13 protein-coding genes are annotated in these 13,324 nt (G+C 64.1%); 5 read left to right on the forward strand and 8 right to left on the reverse strand.

Features of this window, described 5'->3' with window-relative positions; all coding sequences use genetic code 11:
• Positions 1–46 precede the first annotated feature (46 nt).
• From ACIOTO_RS08330 to ACIOTO_RS08360, 7 genes are all read right to left on the reverse strand, one after another.
• On the reverse strand, positions 47–391 hold the full coding sequence (locus tag ACIOTO_RS08330) for a helix-turn-helix transcriptional regulator (protein WP_400857402.1): 345 nt from the start codon (positions 389–391) through the stop codon (positions 47–49).
• On the reverse strand, positions 384–779 hold the full coding sequence (locus ACIOTO_RS08335) for a holo-ACP synthase (RefSeq protein WP_400857403.1): 396 nt from the start codon (positions 777–779) through the stop codon (positions 384–386). The genes ACIOTO_RS08330 and ACIOTO_RS08335 overlap by 8 nt, the downstream gene beginning before the upstream one ends.
• Positions 776–1,645, reverse strand: coding sequence for a hypothetical protein (locus tag ACIOTO_RS08340; RefSeq protein ID WP_400857404.1), 870 nt, complete (start codon positions 1,643–1,645; stop codon positions 776–778). The genes ACIOTO_RS08335 and ACIOTO_RS08340 overlap by 4 nt, the downstream gene beginning before the upstream one ends.
• Before the next feature lie 2 nt (positions 1,646–1,647).
• A complete protein-coding gene (locus ACIOTO_RS08345) occupies positions 1,648–1,986 on the reverse strand; it encodes a hypothetical protein (protein ID WP_400857406.1) in 339 nt (112 codons plus the stop codon).
• Between the two features lie 39 nt (positions 1,987–2,025).
• The gene (locus tag ACIOTO_RS08350) at positions 2,026–3,009 is read right to left on the reverse strand and encodes a nucleotide kinase domain-containing protein (RefSeq protein WP_400857407.1); all 984 of its coding nucleotides are present in this window, start codon (positions 3,007–3,009) and stop codon (positions 2,026–2,028) included.
• The gene (locus tag ACIOTO_RS08355; RefSeq protein WP_400857408.1) at positions 3,006–4,574 is read right to left on the reverse strand and encodes a thymidylate synthase; all 1,569 of its coding nucleotides are present in this window, start codon (positions 4,572–4,574) and stop codon (positions 3,006–3,008) included. The genes ACIOTO_RS08350 and ACIOTO_RS08355 overlap by 4 nt, the downstream gene beginning before the upstream one ends.
• A gap of 228 nt (positions 4,575–4,802) precedes the next feature.
• Positions 4,803–4,925, reverse strand: a complete 123-nt coding sequence (locus tag ACIOTO_RS08360) for a hypothetical protein (RefSeq protein WP_400857409.1) — start codon at positions 4,923–4,925, stop codon at positions 4,803–4,805.
• Between the two features lie 121 nt (positions 4,926–5,046).
• Between ACIOTO_RS08360 and ACIOTO_RS08365 the strand changes: the two genes are divergently transcribed.
• Positions 5,047–5,949, forward strand: coding sequence for a hypothetical protein (locus tag ACIOTO_RS08365; RefSeq protein ID WP_400857410.1), 903 nt, complete (start codon positions 5,047–5,049; stop codon positions 5,947–5,949).
• A gap of 123 nt (positions 5,950–6,072) precedes the next feature.
• On the opposite strand, the gene ACIOTO_RS08370 is transcribed toward ACIOTO_RS08365, so the two are convergent.
• Positions 6,073–7,479, reverse strand: coding sequence for an Abi family protein (locus tag ACIOTO_RS08370; protein ID WP_400857411.1), 1,407 nt, complete (start codon positions 7,477–7,479; stop codon positions 6,073–6,075).
• Positions 7,480–9,007: 1,528 nt separating this feature from the next.
• Between ACIOTO_RS08370 and ACIOTO_RS08375 the strand changes: the two genes are divergently transcribed.
• The 4 genes from ACIOTO_RS08375 (at position 9,008) to ACIOTO_RS08390 (ending at position 13,275) form a co-directional block, all read left to right on the forward strand.
• Positions 9,008–10,276 (forward strand): hypothetical protein, encoded by a 1,269-nt coding sequence (locus tag ACIOTO_RS08375; protein ID WP_400857412.1) that lies wholly within the window; start codon positions 9,008–9,010, stop codon positions 10,274–10,276.
• A 328-nt stretch (positions 10,277–10,604) separates the two neighbouring features.
• Positions 10,605–11,600: a metal ABC transporter solute-binding protein, Zn/Mn family gene (locus tag ACIOTO_RS08380; RefSeq protein WP_167632759.1), complete on the forward strand. Its 996-nt coding sequence runs from the start codon at positions 10,605–10,607 to the stop codon at positions 11,598–11,600.
• The gene (locus ACIOTO_RS08385; RefSeq protein ID WP_091032175.1) at positions 11,597–12,418 is read left to right on the forward strand and encodes a metal ABC transporter ATP-binding protein; all 822 of its coding nucleotides are present in this window, start codon (positions 11,597–11,599) and stop codon (positions 12,416–12,418) included. Before ACIOTO_RS08380 ends, ACIOTO_RS08385 begins: the two co-directional genes overlap by 4 nt.
• Positions 12,415–13,275, forward strand: a complete 861-nt coding sequence (locus ACIOTO_RS08390) for a metal ABC transporter permease (RefSeq protein ID WP_167632758.1) — start codon at positions 12,415–12,417, stop codon at positions 13,273–13,275. The genes ACIOTO_RS08385 and ACIOTO_RS08390 overlap by 4 nt, the downstream gene beginning before the upstream one ends.
• The last annotated feature ends 49 nt before the right edge of the window (positions 13,276–13,324 follow it).

Genomic DNA, 13,324 nt, shown 5'->3' on the forward strand with positions numbered 1-13,324 from the left:
GCCTGTTGACGCGCAGCGATGAGCGCCGTCCCCCGAGAGCGCATGGCTAGGTCCGCGGGTCGGGAGCGGGGCCCGCGTTGGCGAGGAACTGGGCGAAACGGAGAACCTGCTCCTTGTCGGCATCCGAGAGCCCCTTGGTCGCCCTCAGGAGCGCGGAACCTTCAACTGTCGGGGACTCCTCGCGTCCCAGGAGCCATTCGACACTGCGCCGGTAGATGCTCGACAGCCTCGCGAGTTCGGACGCGGATACGTTCCGCTTCCCCTGCTCCATCGAGATCACGCTCGTGCGCTGGACTCCGAGCGCAGCGGCCGCCTGCTCCTGAGTGAGCCCGAGAACCTCGCGCGCCTCCTTTAGGCGGCGCGCGATGATCTTCTGGTCGCCATCATGCATTGGATCCGGAGACATCCCCATCTGAACCACCTCCTGTACCGAGCACGAATGCCACTACCCAATTATCCTCGCGTGCAACTGAGATATTCCACTGCGTCAGCTGTAGCGTCGTCGCTACGGCTTCGGCGCTGCGGTGCAGACGCAGCGCCGGCACGGTGCCCACGTGGAGCGTTTCGATGTCCAGCGGGTCAATCTTCCCGATCCCCACACCCAGTGCCTTCATTGTCGCCTCCTTCACCGACCATTGCGATGCCAGCAGTTGATACCGTCCGCGCGCGTCCGAGATCTCATCGCCTGTCCAGAATCGGCGAATGAAGTCTGCTCGAGACCTCTTTGCCCGCCGTTCCAACGCGGAGGGCGAGGAGACATCTACTCCTATGCGGATCATGCGAGTGCCGCCGACGTGTCGGCAAGAATCTGCGTAGCCAGCGTCTTGTTCCAGGTACCCTTGCGTTCGTCGTCCGAGTAGGTCCCGAGAACGGATAGCTCTCCGACGTCGAACCCGGACTGCTGGGCGATGAACGCTTGCAGGCGAGCAAGTCCGAGGAGGTTGCCGTAGCCCTTAGTAATGACGTACTGGTGGCGGTAGACGCCGGTGAGGTTGATGCGCCCGCGGACGAGTGACAGATCCACGTGCACCATGCACGGGAAGCCTCGCTGCGAGAGGGTTCTGTGATCCCCGGGCTGGTACATCTGCATGCCGGGAGGCGACTCTTCCGCCGTGACGAGGCCTTCATCTCCGAGGGAGAAGTCGAAGGCGTTCCATGTACGTATCGGACGCTGCCGGCGCTGTGCTTCCCGCAGCGCCGCGATGCGCACCTTCAACTGATTGACGGGCTCACCCTTGCCACTGTCCCAGCAGACCAGTCTGCCGAAGTACGTGCCGCGTTGGTTCGCGCGCGCGGCACGCTTCAGCATCGAATAGTTCTTCAGGAAACGAGCGTAGAACGCATCCTCGGCCGCCTCAAACCGGTCGCTATCACCCACCGTCCACAACCCATCCGGGCGGTGGTACAGCGCTTCGGGGAAGATGGTGTTGGCGACCGTTTCTGCCCTGTAGATCTCGTTGCCTTTGCGAGTGTGCCTGAAGATGTGACGGTCGTACGCCTCCCGAAACGCTGCATGTTGCTCAAGGCCGGGAGTGCTTACCGTTGTGAGCACATTCGTCGCCGTACCGCCGGCGTCGTGCACCTCGCGCAGAGTCTCCACCCACGCCTCGGCGAGAGTTGGCTGCGGCGGGATGAACAGAGACATAGTCAGCTGAGCTTGCCGAGGGCCGTCATGATGGCGTCAGCGATACCGCCGATGGTGCTCCACTTCTCGTCGGCGATGCCCGTAATCGGCACCTGCGCGTCCGAGAGGTGACTGGTGATGTCGTTGAAGACATCTACGCCGAGCTGGCTTTCCACGGCGGGGGTCCCATCCTCGCCAGGCTCCCAGCCATCGAGCTCGTCATCGTCGAGAGCTTCGACATCGACGATGACCGAACGCACGACGGCAATCAGCTCATCACGTGTCAGAGACTGAGCACCCTCAAGCGTCAGGGGAACCCCGCGGTCGTCAAACAGACCGTTACCCTCAATGTCGTTATCCATGACCCTAGTGTCGGATAATCCGACATGGTTGTCAAGGGATCATGCTGCGTCGACGAGAACCCGATTGACCTGAAGGTTCCACTTCGGGGGGAAGAAGTAATCGATGGGCGCGTCATTGGCGGTGTGCTTCGCCTTGATACGACTACGCGCGCTGGCAAGCTCGGGCAACGCCTCACGGCAGTACTTGTCGGTCTCGCAAAAGAGATTCTGAGCGTCGATTGCGTGAATCGGACGGCCGAACAGGCCGTCGAACCGCAGCCCGAGACGATCCATCTCACGCTCCTGGTTATCGACCATCCACTGGATGATGTCCGCCGGTTTCCATCCGCGCGTGTCGGCGAAGACCTTCTTGATCCCGCGCAGCGCCCCCGGCCCCGGCTGAGTGAAGTCGTTCTCGCTGAAGTCGGTGAGAGCCGAATAGTTGAGGTCGATGGCCGTTTGGTAGGACATGAAGTCGCCCATCAGCGGGAAGCTGTGGATGATGTCGTACACCTCGCGCAGGGAAGTGGCATTGGTGATCCGGGCGCCCGCGTCGTTGTGCAGGAACATGTCTTTGAAGAGTTCGACGTGGTTCAGGTGCTTTTGCTGTCGCCCGTACGCGTCCGTGGCGCACAGAATGAATGCGCCCGTGTAGAGCCTCCCGGTCTCCGTGCGAATGGCCGTAAGGGCGCGTTCGAACGAGCCGTCGGCGAGATCCTCGAGGGTCGGTGCACGCCCGAGGCGCTCGATGAGACCCTCCCAGGTTGCGATGTTGCTGAACGTGCGGAACGCCGTGATCTGGAACGCAAGGTCATCATCGTCGGCACTGACATCCGTGTAGCAGACGTCTCGGATGAGGTACTGGGATACGCGGTCCGCGGCGCGGAAGACGTTGCAGAACTTGTACGTCGACAAGATCGGGTCGTCTGTCCAGGGCCCCGGGTGACCATCCAGACGGCGCTCGAAGATGCGCTGGCGCTCATGGGTGAAACGCCAGTAGATGTCGAAGGCTTCCTGTCGGGGTACAGGCTCGGAGAGCTTCACGAGAACAATTCTGCCTCTTGTTGCCCGATCTGCTTCCAACGACTCAGTTCCACCGCCGTCGTACCCGGGAAGACCGCCGCAATGGCCCCGACGACCCGCAGCGCCGCAGACGCCAGGGTTGCCGCAAGGTCCTGCCGCCCTGGAAGTCCTGCCCGCGCCTCAGCCGCCTCTTCGATGGAGACCAAAATGTCCTCGCACTCACGGACGAGCTCGAGAACAGACTCATCACGCACATCGGTTCCTGGCAGATTCTGCGCGAGAAGATCAGGAAGCAGGTGCTCGAACCCTGTGGGCCCGTCGCTCCACGTGTTCGCATCGGGAGGTCCCGGCACGCCCGCCTGGTCGCGCAGGAACGCCACGTACTTCACGGCGTACACGAGTAGATCTACCGAGGTGTCCAGCCAGGGCTCGTCAATGGAGTCGTTGGTGCTGTCGAAGGCGGCCAGCCGGTCGAGCTTGCGAGCGATGTTCGGGAGAATTGAGGTCCGTTCGCCCCGCTTCTTCCAGCTGGTTCCGTAGTGGTGGTCTTTCATCCGGTGTAGCGCAATCACGGCATCACGGAACTCGTCCGTTCTCAGACCGAGCTCGATGGTGGGCTCGTCCCCTGACTTCCACGAGAAGTAGTCGAGGCCCGCGGCGATGAGGCCAGCATCCGCGACGTCACGCAAGGCCGCTTCGCCAGCTTCTCTCCCCGACCGCTCGAACGCCCAGAACGCGGAGATCATGGCTGCATAGTCACGCAGCAGGGGGTCAGTGATCTCGTCGACAACGGACCTTTCCCCCGACCTCGACGATTCTTCACTGCGGAACCAGATCGCGAGTTGTTCGTTCATGCTGGCGAAATCTGTATCGAACCCTGAACGCGGGGCGGTGGACGGCGGGATGGTCACGCGAGGATGTCCGAGGATGGAGCGTGCGCGTTCAAAGTGCCGCTCATAGATGTGCAACGAACCGACGAAGAAGGTGAGCGTTCCCACGGCGTGCCCGGTCCACCGTGCGACGAGCTCCTGAAGGACGCTCCACTCGAAGACGTTGATGCCTGAGAATCCCCAGAAGAGATCGTTGCTCCTCATGACGACGGCAAGGTGGAGTGAGCCATTGCGGGTGGTGAACTGCATCCAGTTCGTGCACGGCACGTCCTTCGACGCCACGTAGTCTGCCGCTGGATTGAAGAGTGTGATGATGGCGCGACGGGTGTGGGGGTCCTCCGTCAGCAGGCGGACGACATTCTCGATCTGGTCAACGCCGTTCCATCCCCTGAGCCGCGGGCCGTACGCGGCTCGCCACACTACGCCGTCGTCTGAGAAGTCCACCGCGCGCGGGAGGTACGGAATCAGGAAAGCAACGTCATCGCGTCCGCCCAAGACCCACATCGTCTCGGCGATGGAGGCGAAGACGTTGTTGCGGCGCCCGGCGATGACGGGCGTACGTTCCGTAGGCCGCAGCATCACGAGCATCTGATCACGAAGCTCCCTGGTCACCGACCCGCGAACCTCGACGCGCTCCCCCGACTGCATGGTGCGCGCAACAGCCGCAATGAACGCGTTGCCCATGGTCTCGAACACTCGCCACCCCTTCCCCCTTGAAGCCGAGCATATCCACGCCCGCACCTTCGGATGAGAATGTCATGACCTCGCGCCGGGCACATGACTGTTTCAAACCCCTCTGGGTGCGCAGAAAGCAGGCGAGCATCGTCTCGCCAACTTGTTGCCACAGAACCCCGCGTCGCGAATCTCATGGACGCCGCAGGCGAGGGTGAGGCCGCCAGCGAGCTCGCCGCCTCACCCCGCATGTCATACCTGTGCGGTGTTCTCGCCGATGACCGGCCACGACTGCTTGAGGGTCCAGAGGAACCGGTTGGTGAACTCGCGCATCTCGTGCTCGGAGACTTCGTATTCGTCGAAGAACGGGTTCACCAGGTCGGCTGCGTTCGACTCGCTGAGTGGCAGACCCGCGAGCGCGATGGCGAGTGCAGGACGAGCCGCGGCAATGTCTCGGAGTCGCGCTGTCGTCGATGGCGCATGACATCATGAGCGCATGACCCTGCTCGACGACGTGATTGAACAGGCCTCCGACGGTGACGCCGCAGCGATGCTCCGCAAGCTCATGATCGTCGCCCACCGCCTCGGAGCAGATCCGCTGCTCGCTTGGGTCAAGTCAGAGCTCAACGGCTACGACGACCTGAATGACATCCCCGCCTACCGCGGCCCATTCACCGTCAACGTGCAGGCAGTCATTACCGGTCCCGGACCGAGCAAGGGGACCAGCACCCTCACAAAGCAAGGGATGCCTGACGGTTTTGACGGGCTGTTCGAGATGCGCTTCAAGGACCCTCTCGCGGCGCTGGAAGGGTTCGCCGGATCCGAGAACGGGATCGCGGTGCCTTGGGACCCAGCCATAATCGGGCACTACAACCGGTGGATCGACGAAGGCTTGGTGCCATTTATCGAGCACTGGGGTGTCTACAGCGCCCAAAAGGTCTTCCCGCAAGGGGCGCTGCGCGGCATCATCGACGTCGTCAGGACGAAGGCGCTGGAGCTCGCGTTGGACCTGCAGGAGGAATTTCCGGATGCAGGCGAGAAAGACGGGCCGACGGTAGACGACCCCGCAGTGGAAGCCACAGTTACGACCATCGTCAACAACATCTACGGTTCCGTCACCGGGCTGGCCCAGGGTCACAACGTCACTCAGAAGGTGCGCATCGCGACCGGTGACCTTCGCGGTGCGCTCGAGAGTGCTCGCCGGTTCCTTGACGATCAAGGGATCGAGCAGCTGAGAGCGGTGCTTGGTCTAGTTGGCGACGACGAAGACAAGCGCAGCCGCATCGGAAAGTTCCTCGGCGCCGTCAAGTCCGGGTCCGTCACGCTCGCCACCGGCGTCACGACGGACCTCGCGGCCGCCGGCCTGATGGAGATTGCTACGCAGTTCTTCGGCTGGTGAGCACGGAGGGCCGGTTAGTGCGATGTTGCGCGCCTCAACCCGAACGGCTGACGTTTGGCGGCCTGCAAGGCGCGGCAGCCGGCAAACGTTTCTTGCTCTCCATGCGTTGGAGCTCCTACAGGATTAGGTGATCCGCTCGATGGTTCCGTTGGCCCACGTGGTGCTCGCTTGTGTGACAATCTCCGGGTCGCCATTGAGCATGTCGAGCGGGGGATCTTCGAAGCCGTGGGAGGGGTCGGCGGTCGTCCACCAGCGCTGCGCTGCAATGGCCGCACGGCTGGGGTCCTTCTCCGTCCGTTCGATACGTGAGAACAGATTGACGTTGACGTTGGCGGCTGGCGCATAGACGTTCCCGTTTCTGAACTGGAAGACAGGAAAGTGCTGCTGCGGCCCCATCCTGTGCGCGATCAACGCCCCTTCTCTCACCAGGTAGCGAAGCCAGTCTTTCCTCGCCGCTTCATCACCCTTCTCCTCAACCAGGAGCATGGCGGTTGGACGATTAACGGTGTCTACCGCGTCAACTGAGTCCGCGACCTCCCGGAGAAGCATGTCAGGGAGATAGTTGGGCGCCCACAATGATTCGTTCTGCCAGCCGCGGGGGAAGCCCATCGTGGACAAGCGGACGCCACTTGTTCGCGCGAAATCGGTCACGATGGTCAGGGCCCGTGAGTGCCAGTGTGACTCGGGTTCGACGCGGGCCAGCAGGTACCGTAACGCTGAGATCACGCCGTACAGCCGCCTACGGCTGGAATCGTCGATATGGGCGAGCTCCGGAGCAAGCCCTGACCCGGGGCGTGTCAACGATACGTCCAGCGTACGGTTCCACAAACGCGAGTGATGCGCGCAGATGTTGCGAACATGTCGGATGAAGTTCAGCCAGTTCGAGAAGGTTCCCGGATCCCCGTCGCCGTCCTTAGTGCGCAGCCCGAATCGCAACGCGACCAACTTCCGGTCGTTGTCGGGCATCAAGTCGTAGAGGCGGGTCAGGGTACCCAAGGTCATCACTTCGGTCGCAACCCACACCGGCAGGTGTGGACCGTATCGCCGGCGGAAATGCTGGACGAATGTCTCTTGAGACCGTGATTCTTGCTGGCCATACTCTTGCAGCCATGAGGCATGCTTGGACCGACTTGTTCCTTCCAGCCCCTGAGCCCACACGGTTCCCGACTCGCTGAGATAGACACCGCGTCGATGAGCGAAGCGAGCATTCCGCCCCAGGCGGTGGCCGACGTGGAATCTCAGTGCGGGCTCCAGCTGAGCGATTCCGTCCAAGATCACCGCTCGAAGGGTTTCATCAAAGCGGTAAAGGTCTGTCACCTCGCGGAGCGTGGTTCCAGGCATGAACCGTCTCAAGGACGGGCCCTCACGAAAGTAGTGGGTGTATCCCGACAGGCGGTAATAACCGCATCTCCGCAGCGTCGCCGCAGCGTCGGCGGCGTCGTCGATAACCATACCGTTGCGTCGGAGCAACTCGACTTGCTCTGGGACTGAGGTGAACGGCTTCGCGTATCTACTGACGGCTGCATCCATATAAGAAAACTAGCCGCCTCTCCTACGGAGAGAACGGCTAGTCGTGTTGGTAGCAGTCTAAGTGCTGGGTGGGACATCCGCAACCGGGGCTCGGGGAAACCCCCGGACAACAGTCGAGCCTCGTGGCAGGCCAGCCATCGGCGCGTGATCGTGCTGGCGACTCGCACCAGCACGAAGACGTGCCGTTCGTGGCCGCCATAGTGCCGGACGCGGGCTCAGAGAGTCCCTATAGCGTGACCGACGTCCGTCCGTCAGCCATCATCTGCGCACGCCAGCGCCGCAGTGCACGGTGCCGGGGAACTTTCGCCCAGAGGTCGTCCGCGCCCCTGGAGCATTCTGTCTGTGCGTCATGATAGGGCTGTGGACCCACGCCCTTCCCGCTCGCGAGGTGACCGCGATGCGACCCGCAGAGGCAAGGGGCGCGTTCGTGCTGTCGGCAGCATACTCGCTGTCGCAGCCATTGGCGCAGTCGTTGCCGTCATCATCGGTTGGACTGGCGTCGGCGATTGGAGGCCGTTATGCGCCCTCAACCGCTCTTGCGTCAATACGACAGCTTCGGATGACTCGGAATCGCCCCGTTCAGATCCCCTAAATCCGAGCGCATCGCCCGCCACGACTCCGCAGGTGCTAGAGAGTGCACCCTCACAGACGCAGCGCGTCGAGCAGGGCACCGTGGTGCTTGCGGAAGGATCATCCAGTGTCGTCAGCGATTCGGGCCTACGTGTCTCCACAGGAAACGTGTTCAGCACGTTCGCGCGAATCCGCGCGTCTACAGATGAAGGCGAATGTGAGGCGCTCCTCGACGTGGGGGAGTCTCTCGTGTTCAGTAACCGACTACCCGGTGACACTGACTACAGCGAATGGTACGAGGTGGTGTTGACCGACGCCACCGCTGGTGAAGCCGTTCTGGACTGGTCGGTGGGTACCGGTCTCGCCCCGCCGGTCGCTCAGAGGGATCCCTGCGTCTGAGGCGTAGCGCTTCCGCGGCGAAGGGTTCAGCCCCTCCATAGACCTGGATATGCGGCCAGGAACGGTTGAGCGCCCTGCACAGCACTCGATCTCAGCGAGGCGCACGACCGGGTGAGTGGCCTCTGGAGCAGGGCGGGCGCTGTCCATGTCCGAGATCGAGTTCTCAGCTCAGGCAAGCGGGGCACCTGGTCGAGCCGGGAATCCGCGCGGTCGCCTTCAGCCGGACCTCGCTGGTGCCAGCGTATTGACAGGATGAGACGACGGTCACCGCATGCCCGTAGTGTCGACGAGCGAGTGCGCACCACTATGCCGGCGCGTGAACGGAGCGCGTTGCAAAGGCGCCAGCGGGCGCATCGTTCGGAACGAGCGGCTCAGCCAGCGCGTGCGCTTGAATATCCAGGTGAGCATTCCCATACATATCGGCACGTCATCACCGCATGAGTGGGACGCTTACGAGTCGGATGTGCCGACATCGGCAGTCGCGCGAGTAGCGCGACGCCTCAACCCGCGTCGACGGCCGTCAGTCGCATCCAACACGATCCCCTGGGACGAGATGGGGTTGGCTCCGCACTGGGAAGACGACGACGCCTCCGAGTGCGTTGTCGCCTTCGAACCCCGCGTGTTCCCAGACCCGAATCTCAACCAGCTTGAACGCTTCATTGAAGGGGCGAGGCAGCGAGGCGAGATCGCACTCGTGGTCAGCTCGATGCGCGGTAGCGACGAGTCCGATGGCGACGACGTGGTCAACATCTTCAGCGCGGGCGGCGCCGAGTACGTTGACGCGTGGGATACGCAGATTCTTTCTCGACCACTGGGCGCTAGAAGCCGCATCCGGCCGGCAGGCGGGATGACCGCTGCTGACAGGGACCTCGCGTTACGACTCCTCAACTATGAGCTCGACTGGCGCATTCTCGAACTCCACGGACGAGAGGAGCACACGCAGTACGGTATGCAGGATTACTCGCCGGCGGGTTACCTTGAACCCATCCTCGTCACTGCTCTAGGGGAGCCTGTGGTCGCCGCATGGGTGTCGCCCAACGAGGTCGAGCGACGCTACATCGTTCCGGCCGACGTCGAGTGGGTGGTGATTGCCGAGTGGGTACGAGACAAGGCGCTACCTGCGCTAAACATCCAGGCGGTTCAACGGTTTCGGCCGGAGGAAGCAGTTCCCGACGCCCTGCGAACGACGCGGGAGCTCGTGTGCGCCGCGAAGATCTCCGAACTGGATGCCGAGTATGCCACCGCGCGTGCTGTCCTCGACGCCGAGCAGGCTGAAGCGACAGCAGACGCATCGGAGGTTCGCGAGCTGCTGCTGTACAGCCGGGGAACGGACTTGGAGACAGGCGTCGCACGAGTGCTGCGTGACGCAGGGGTGAAGGTCACGGAACTTGACAAGCTCATCGGAACGCAGTCCGCTGACTTGCTGACGGTGTGGCAAGGACGTCGCCGTCTGGTGGAAGTGAAGTCGGCGGGGGGAGCCGCCGGCGAGGATTTGTACGGCCAACTACGGAAGCACCTTGATGCGTGGGCTGCGGCTAGGCGCGAGCCCGTAGAGAGCGGTGCGCTCGTAGTCAGCCACGGCCTGCGGATCCCGCCGACGCAGCGAGACCGAAAGGTGTATACCCGACCGGAGTTCTTCCGGTCGCTTGAGCACCCTGTCGTCTCTGCGCTGGACCTGTTCGATGCATGGCGCGGCGGGGACTGGGATCGCGTACGCGAGATGTTCTTCCCCGCGACCGTTGGCGAGGAAACACGGCACGTTGATGAAAGCAAACGACAAAGGTGGCCCTGGAGTCGCTGGGACTCCGGTACTGAAGAGAAGTCCTAGCGGAGCGCTCGTTAGGGTGCGGCTGCAGTTATTTGAGGGGCGTGGCCGCAGCTCTGGGAGCATCGCAGTTTACAGAGACGCGCTCCAATGGCGCGGCCTGACGATGGGGAAGAGCGCAATGGAGAACAAGGGTGCCGCACCGGATCACATAGTTTGACGATCCGGTTAGCCGGGCCATGGCGGCGATTCCAGCGTTCGTCTGGATCAACAATGGCCCAACTGGATCAGGTGTAGTCGACGGGTCATAAGTGAGCCCGCGGCGTCGAGCCCCGGACGCGGCATCCCGCTCAACTTGATAATGGTTCTCATTAGCGTTTAGAGTGAAGGCATGAAGAAGCCCGTCGTCGCCCTCGCCCTCGCATCCGTCGCCGCACTCACGCTGGCCGGATGCTCCACCCCGGCAGCGGGAGAGGGCGACGGCGGCACCATCACGGTCGTCGCGAGCACCAACGTCTATGGCGACATTGCCGCGCAGATCGGCGGCGACCGCGTCGAGGTCGAGTCGCTCATCACCTCGGCCTCGCAGGACCCGCACTCCTACGAGGCGACCGCGCGCGACCGCCTCACCGTGCAGAAGGCCGACCTGGTGATCGAGAACGGCGGCGGCTACGACGCCTTCGTCGACACGCTGCTCGAGGACGCGAAGGACCCGCACGTCGTCACGGCGGTCGAGTTCTCGCACGACTTCCCCGGCAATGAAGGCCACGACGAGGCCGAGCACGACCACGCCGACGACGAGTCCCACGACCACGATCACGCCGAAGGCGAAGAGGGTCACGAGGGCCACAACCACATCGAGGGCTTCAACGAGCACGTCTGGTTCGACCCGCACACGATGATCCATGTCGTCGAGGCGATCTCCGACGAGCTGGCCGAGCTCGACCCCGACGGGGCGAAGGAGTTCGCGGCCAACGCCGACGAGATCGTCGCCGACCTGGAGGGCTTCGAGGCCGACCTCGAGACCATCAAGACGGATGCCGCCGGGGCGACGGTCTTCATGACCGAACCTCTGCCCGGTTACCTCGCTGCCGCGGCCGGCCTCACCGACGTCACGCCCGAAGGGTTCGCCGAGTCGGTCGAGGAGGGCACCGATGTCGCGCCCGCCGTGCTGCTCGAGGCGCTCAAGGTCATCGACGGCGGCGAGGCCACGGCGCTGCTGACCAACGCGCAGACCGGTGGCGCGGAGACCGAGCGCGTCGAGGCGGCCGCGAAGGACGCCGGCATCCCCGTCGTCGCGTTCACGGAGCTGCTCGAGGACGGATCGTCGTACTCTGAGTGGATGAGTGACGCGATCAAGAGCCTCGCCGCCGCTGTCCAGCCGTGAGCGGCGGCGCTCCGGTCCTCGAGATCACCGACGCCGCGCTCCAGCGCGGAGATCGCGAACTCTGGTCAGGGCTCGACCTGACGGTGCAGCCCGGCGAGTTCATCGCGGTGCTCGGCCCGTCCGGGTCGGGCAAGACCACGCTGCTGCGCAGCATCCTCGGTCTGCAGCCGCTGTCTTCAGGGTCGATCCGCGTCGCGGGGGAGCCCGTGCACCGCGGCAACTCGCGCATCGGGTACATCCCGCAGCAGCGCAACCTCGCCCCCGACACCAGCATGCGAGCCCGTGACCTGGTGGGGCTCGGCGTCAGCGGAAGCCGGTTCGGGTTCCCGATCCCGCATCGCGGCGACCGCGCCAAGGTCGACCGTCTGCTCGAGTCCGTCGGGGCCTCGCACTTCGCCGATCGTCGCGTCGGCCTGCTCTCGGGTGGCGAGCAGCAGCGGCTGCGGGTCGGTCAGGCCCTCGCCGACGAGCCGGCGCTGCTGCTGTGCGACGAGCCGCTGTCGAACCTCGACCTGGCCAACCAGCTGGCCGTGACCGACATCATCGACCGCCAGCGCCGTGAGCGCGAGGCCGCGGTGCTGTTCGTCACGCACGACATCAACCCGATCCTCGGTCGCGTCGACCGCATCCTCTACATCGCGGGCGGCCGGTTCCTCCTGGGCACTCCCGACGAGGTGCTGCAGACCCGCGTGCTCAGCGATCTCTACGGCACTCCGGTGTTCGTGCTCCGCGCGGGTGACCGGCTGGTCGTCGTCGGTGTTCCGGATGCCGAGCCGCACCACGACCACGGCGACCACGAGCATGGAGGAGCGGCATGAGGCCCCTGGTCGACTGGAGCGACGTCTTCTCGTTCCAGGACTACGGCGAGCTCGTCGCACTGCTGTCGAACTCGATCATCGCGGGCGCCGTCCTCGGCATCGTCGGCGGACTGATCGGCGTCTTCGTGATGCAGCGCGACCTCGCGTTCGCGGTGCACGGTGTGAGCGAGCTGTCGTTCGCGGGTGCCGCCGCCGCCCTGCTGTTCGGCGGCAGCGTCGTGTTCGGGTCGTTGGCGGGCGCCCTCGTCGCGGCGATCCTGATCGGCATCCTCGGGGCCAAGGCGAGGGACCGCAACTCGATCGTCGGGGTGCTGATGCCATTCGGCCTGGGCCTCGGCATCCTGTTCCTCTCCCTGTACGACGGCCGCAGCGCCAACCGGTTCAGCCTGCTGACCGGGCAGATCGTCTCGGTGTCGAGCCCCGACCTCGGGTGGCTCATCGGCATCAGCATGGTCGTGCTCATCGGGCTGCTGGTGATGTGGAACCCGCTGCGCTTCGACTCGCTCGACCCGGAATCGGCCGCGGCGCGCGGTGTGCCGACCCGTGCCGTGAGCCTGATGTTCATGGTCCTGCTGGGCCTCATCGTCGCGGTGAGCGTGCACATCATCGGCGCGCTGCTGGTGATGGCGCTGCTGGTGACCCCCGCGGCCGCGGCGATGCGGGTCACGGCCGGCCCCATCGCGGTGCCACTGCTGTCCGCCCTGTTCGGATTCATCTCGGCCGTCGGCGGCATCCTGCTCGCCCTCGCCGGCACGCTGCCCGTGAGCCCGTACATCACGACCCTGTCGTTCACCATCTACGTCGTGTGCTGGATCGTGCAGCGCTCGCGCGCCAGGGTGAAGCGCGTCCGGGCCTGAGTCATGCACGGGCGCATCCACTCCCAGCCCTCGCCAACTCCTGCGGCCT

This window comes from Microbacterium sp. NPDC087592 (assembly GCF_044743585.1).
In the GTDB taxonomy this organism is placed as follows: domain Bacteria; phylum Actinomycetota; class Actinomycetes; order Actinomycetales; family Microbacteriaceae; genus Microbacterium.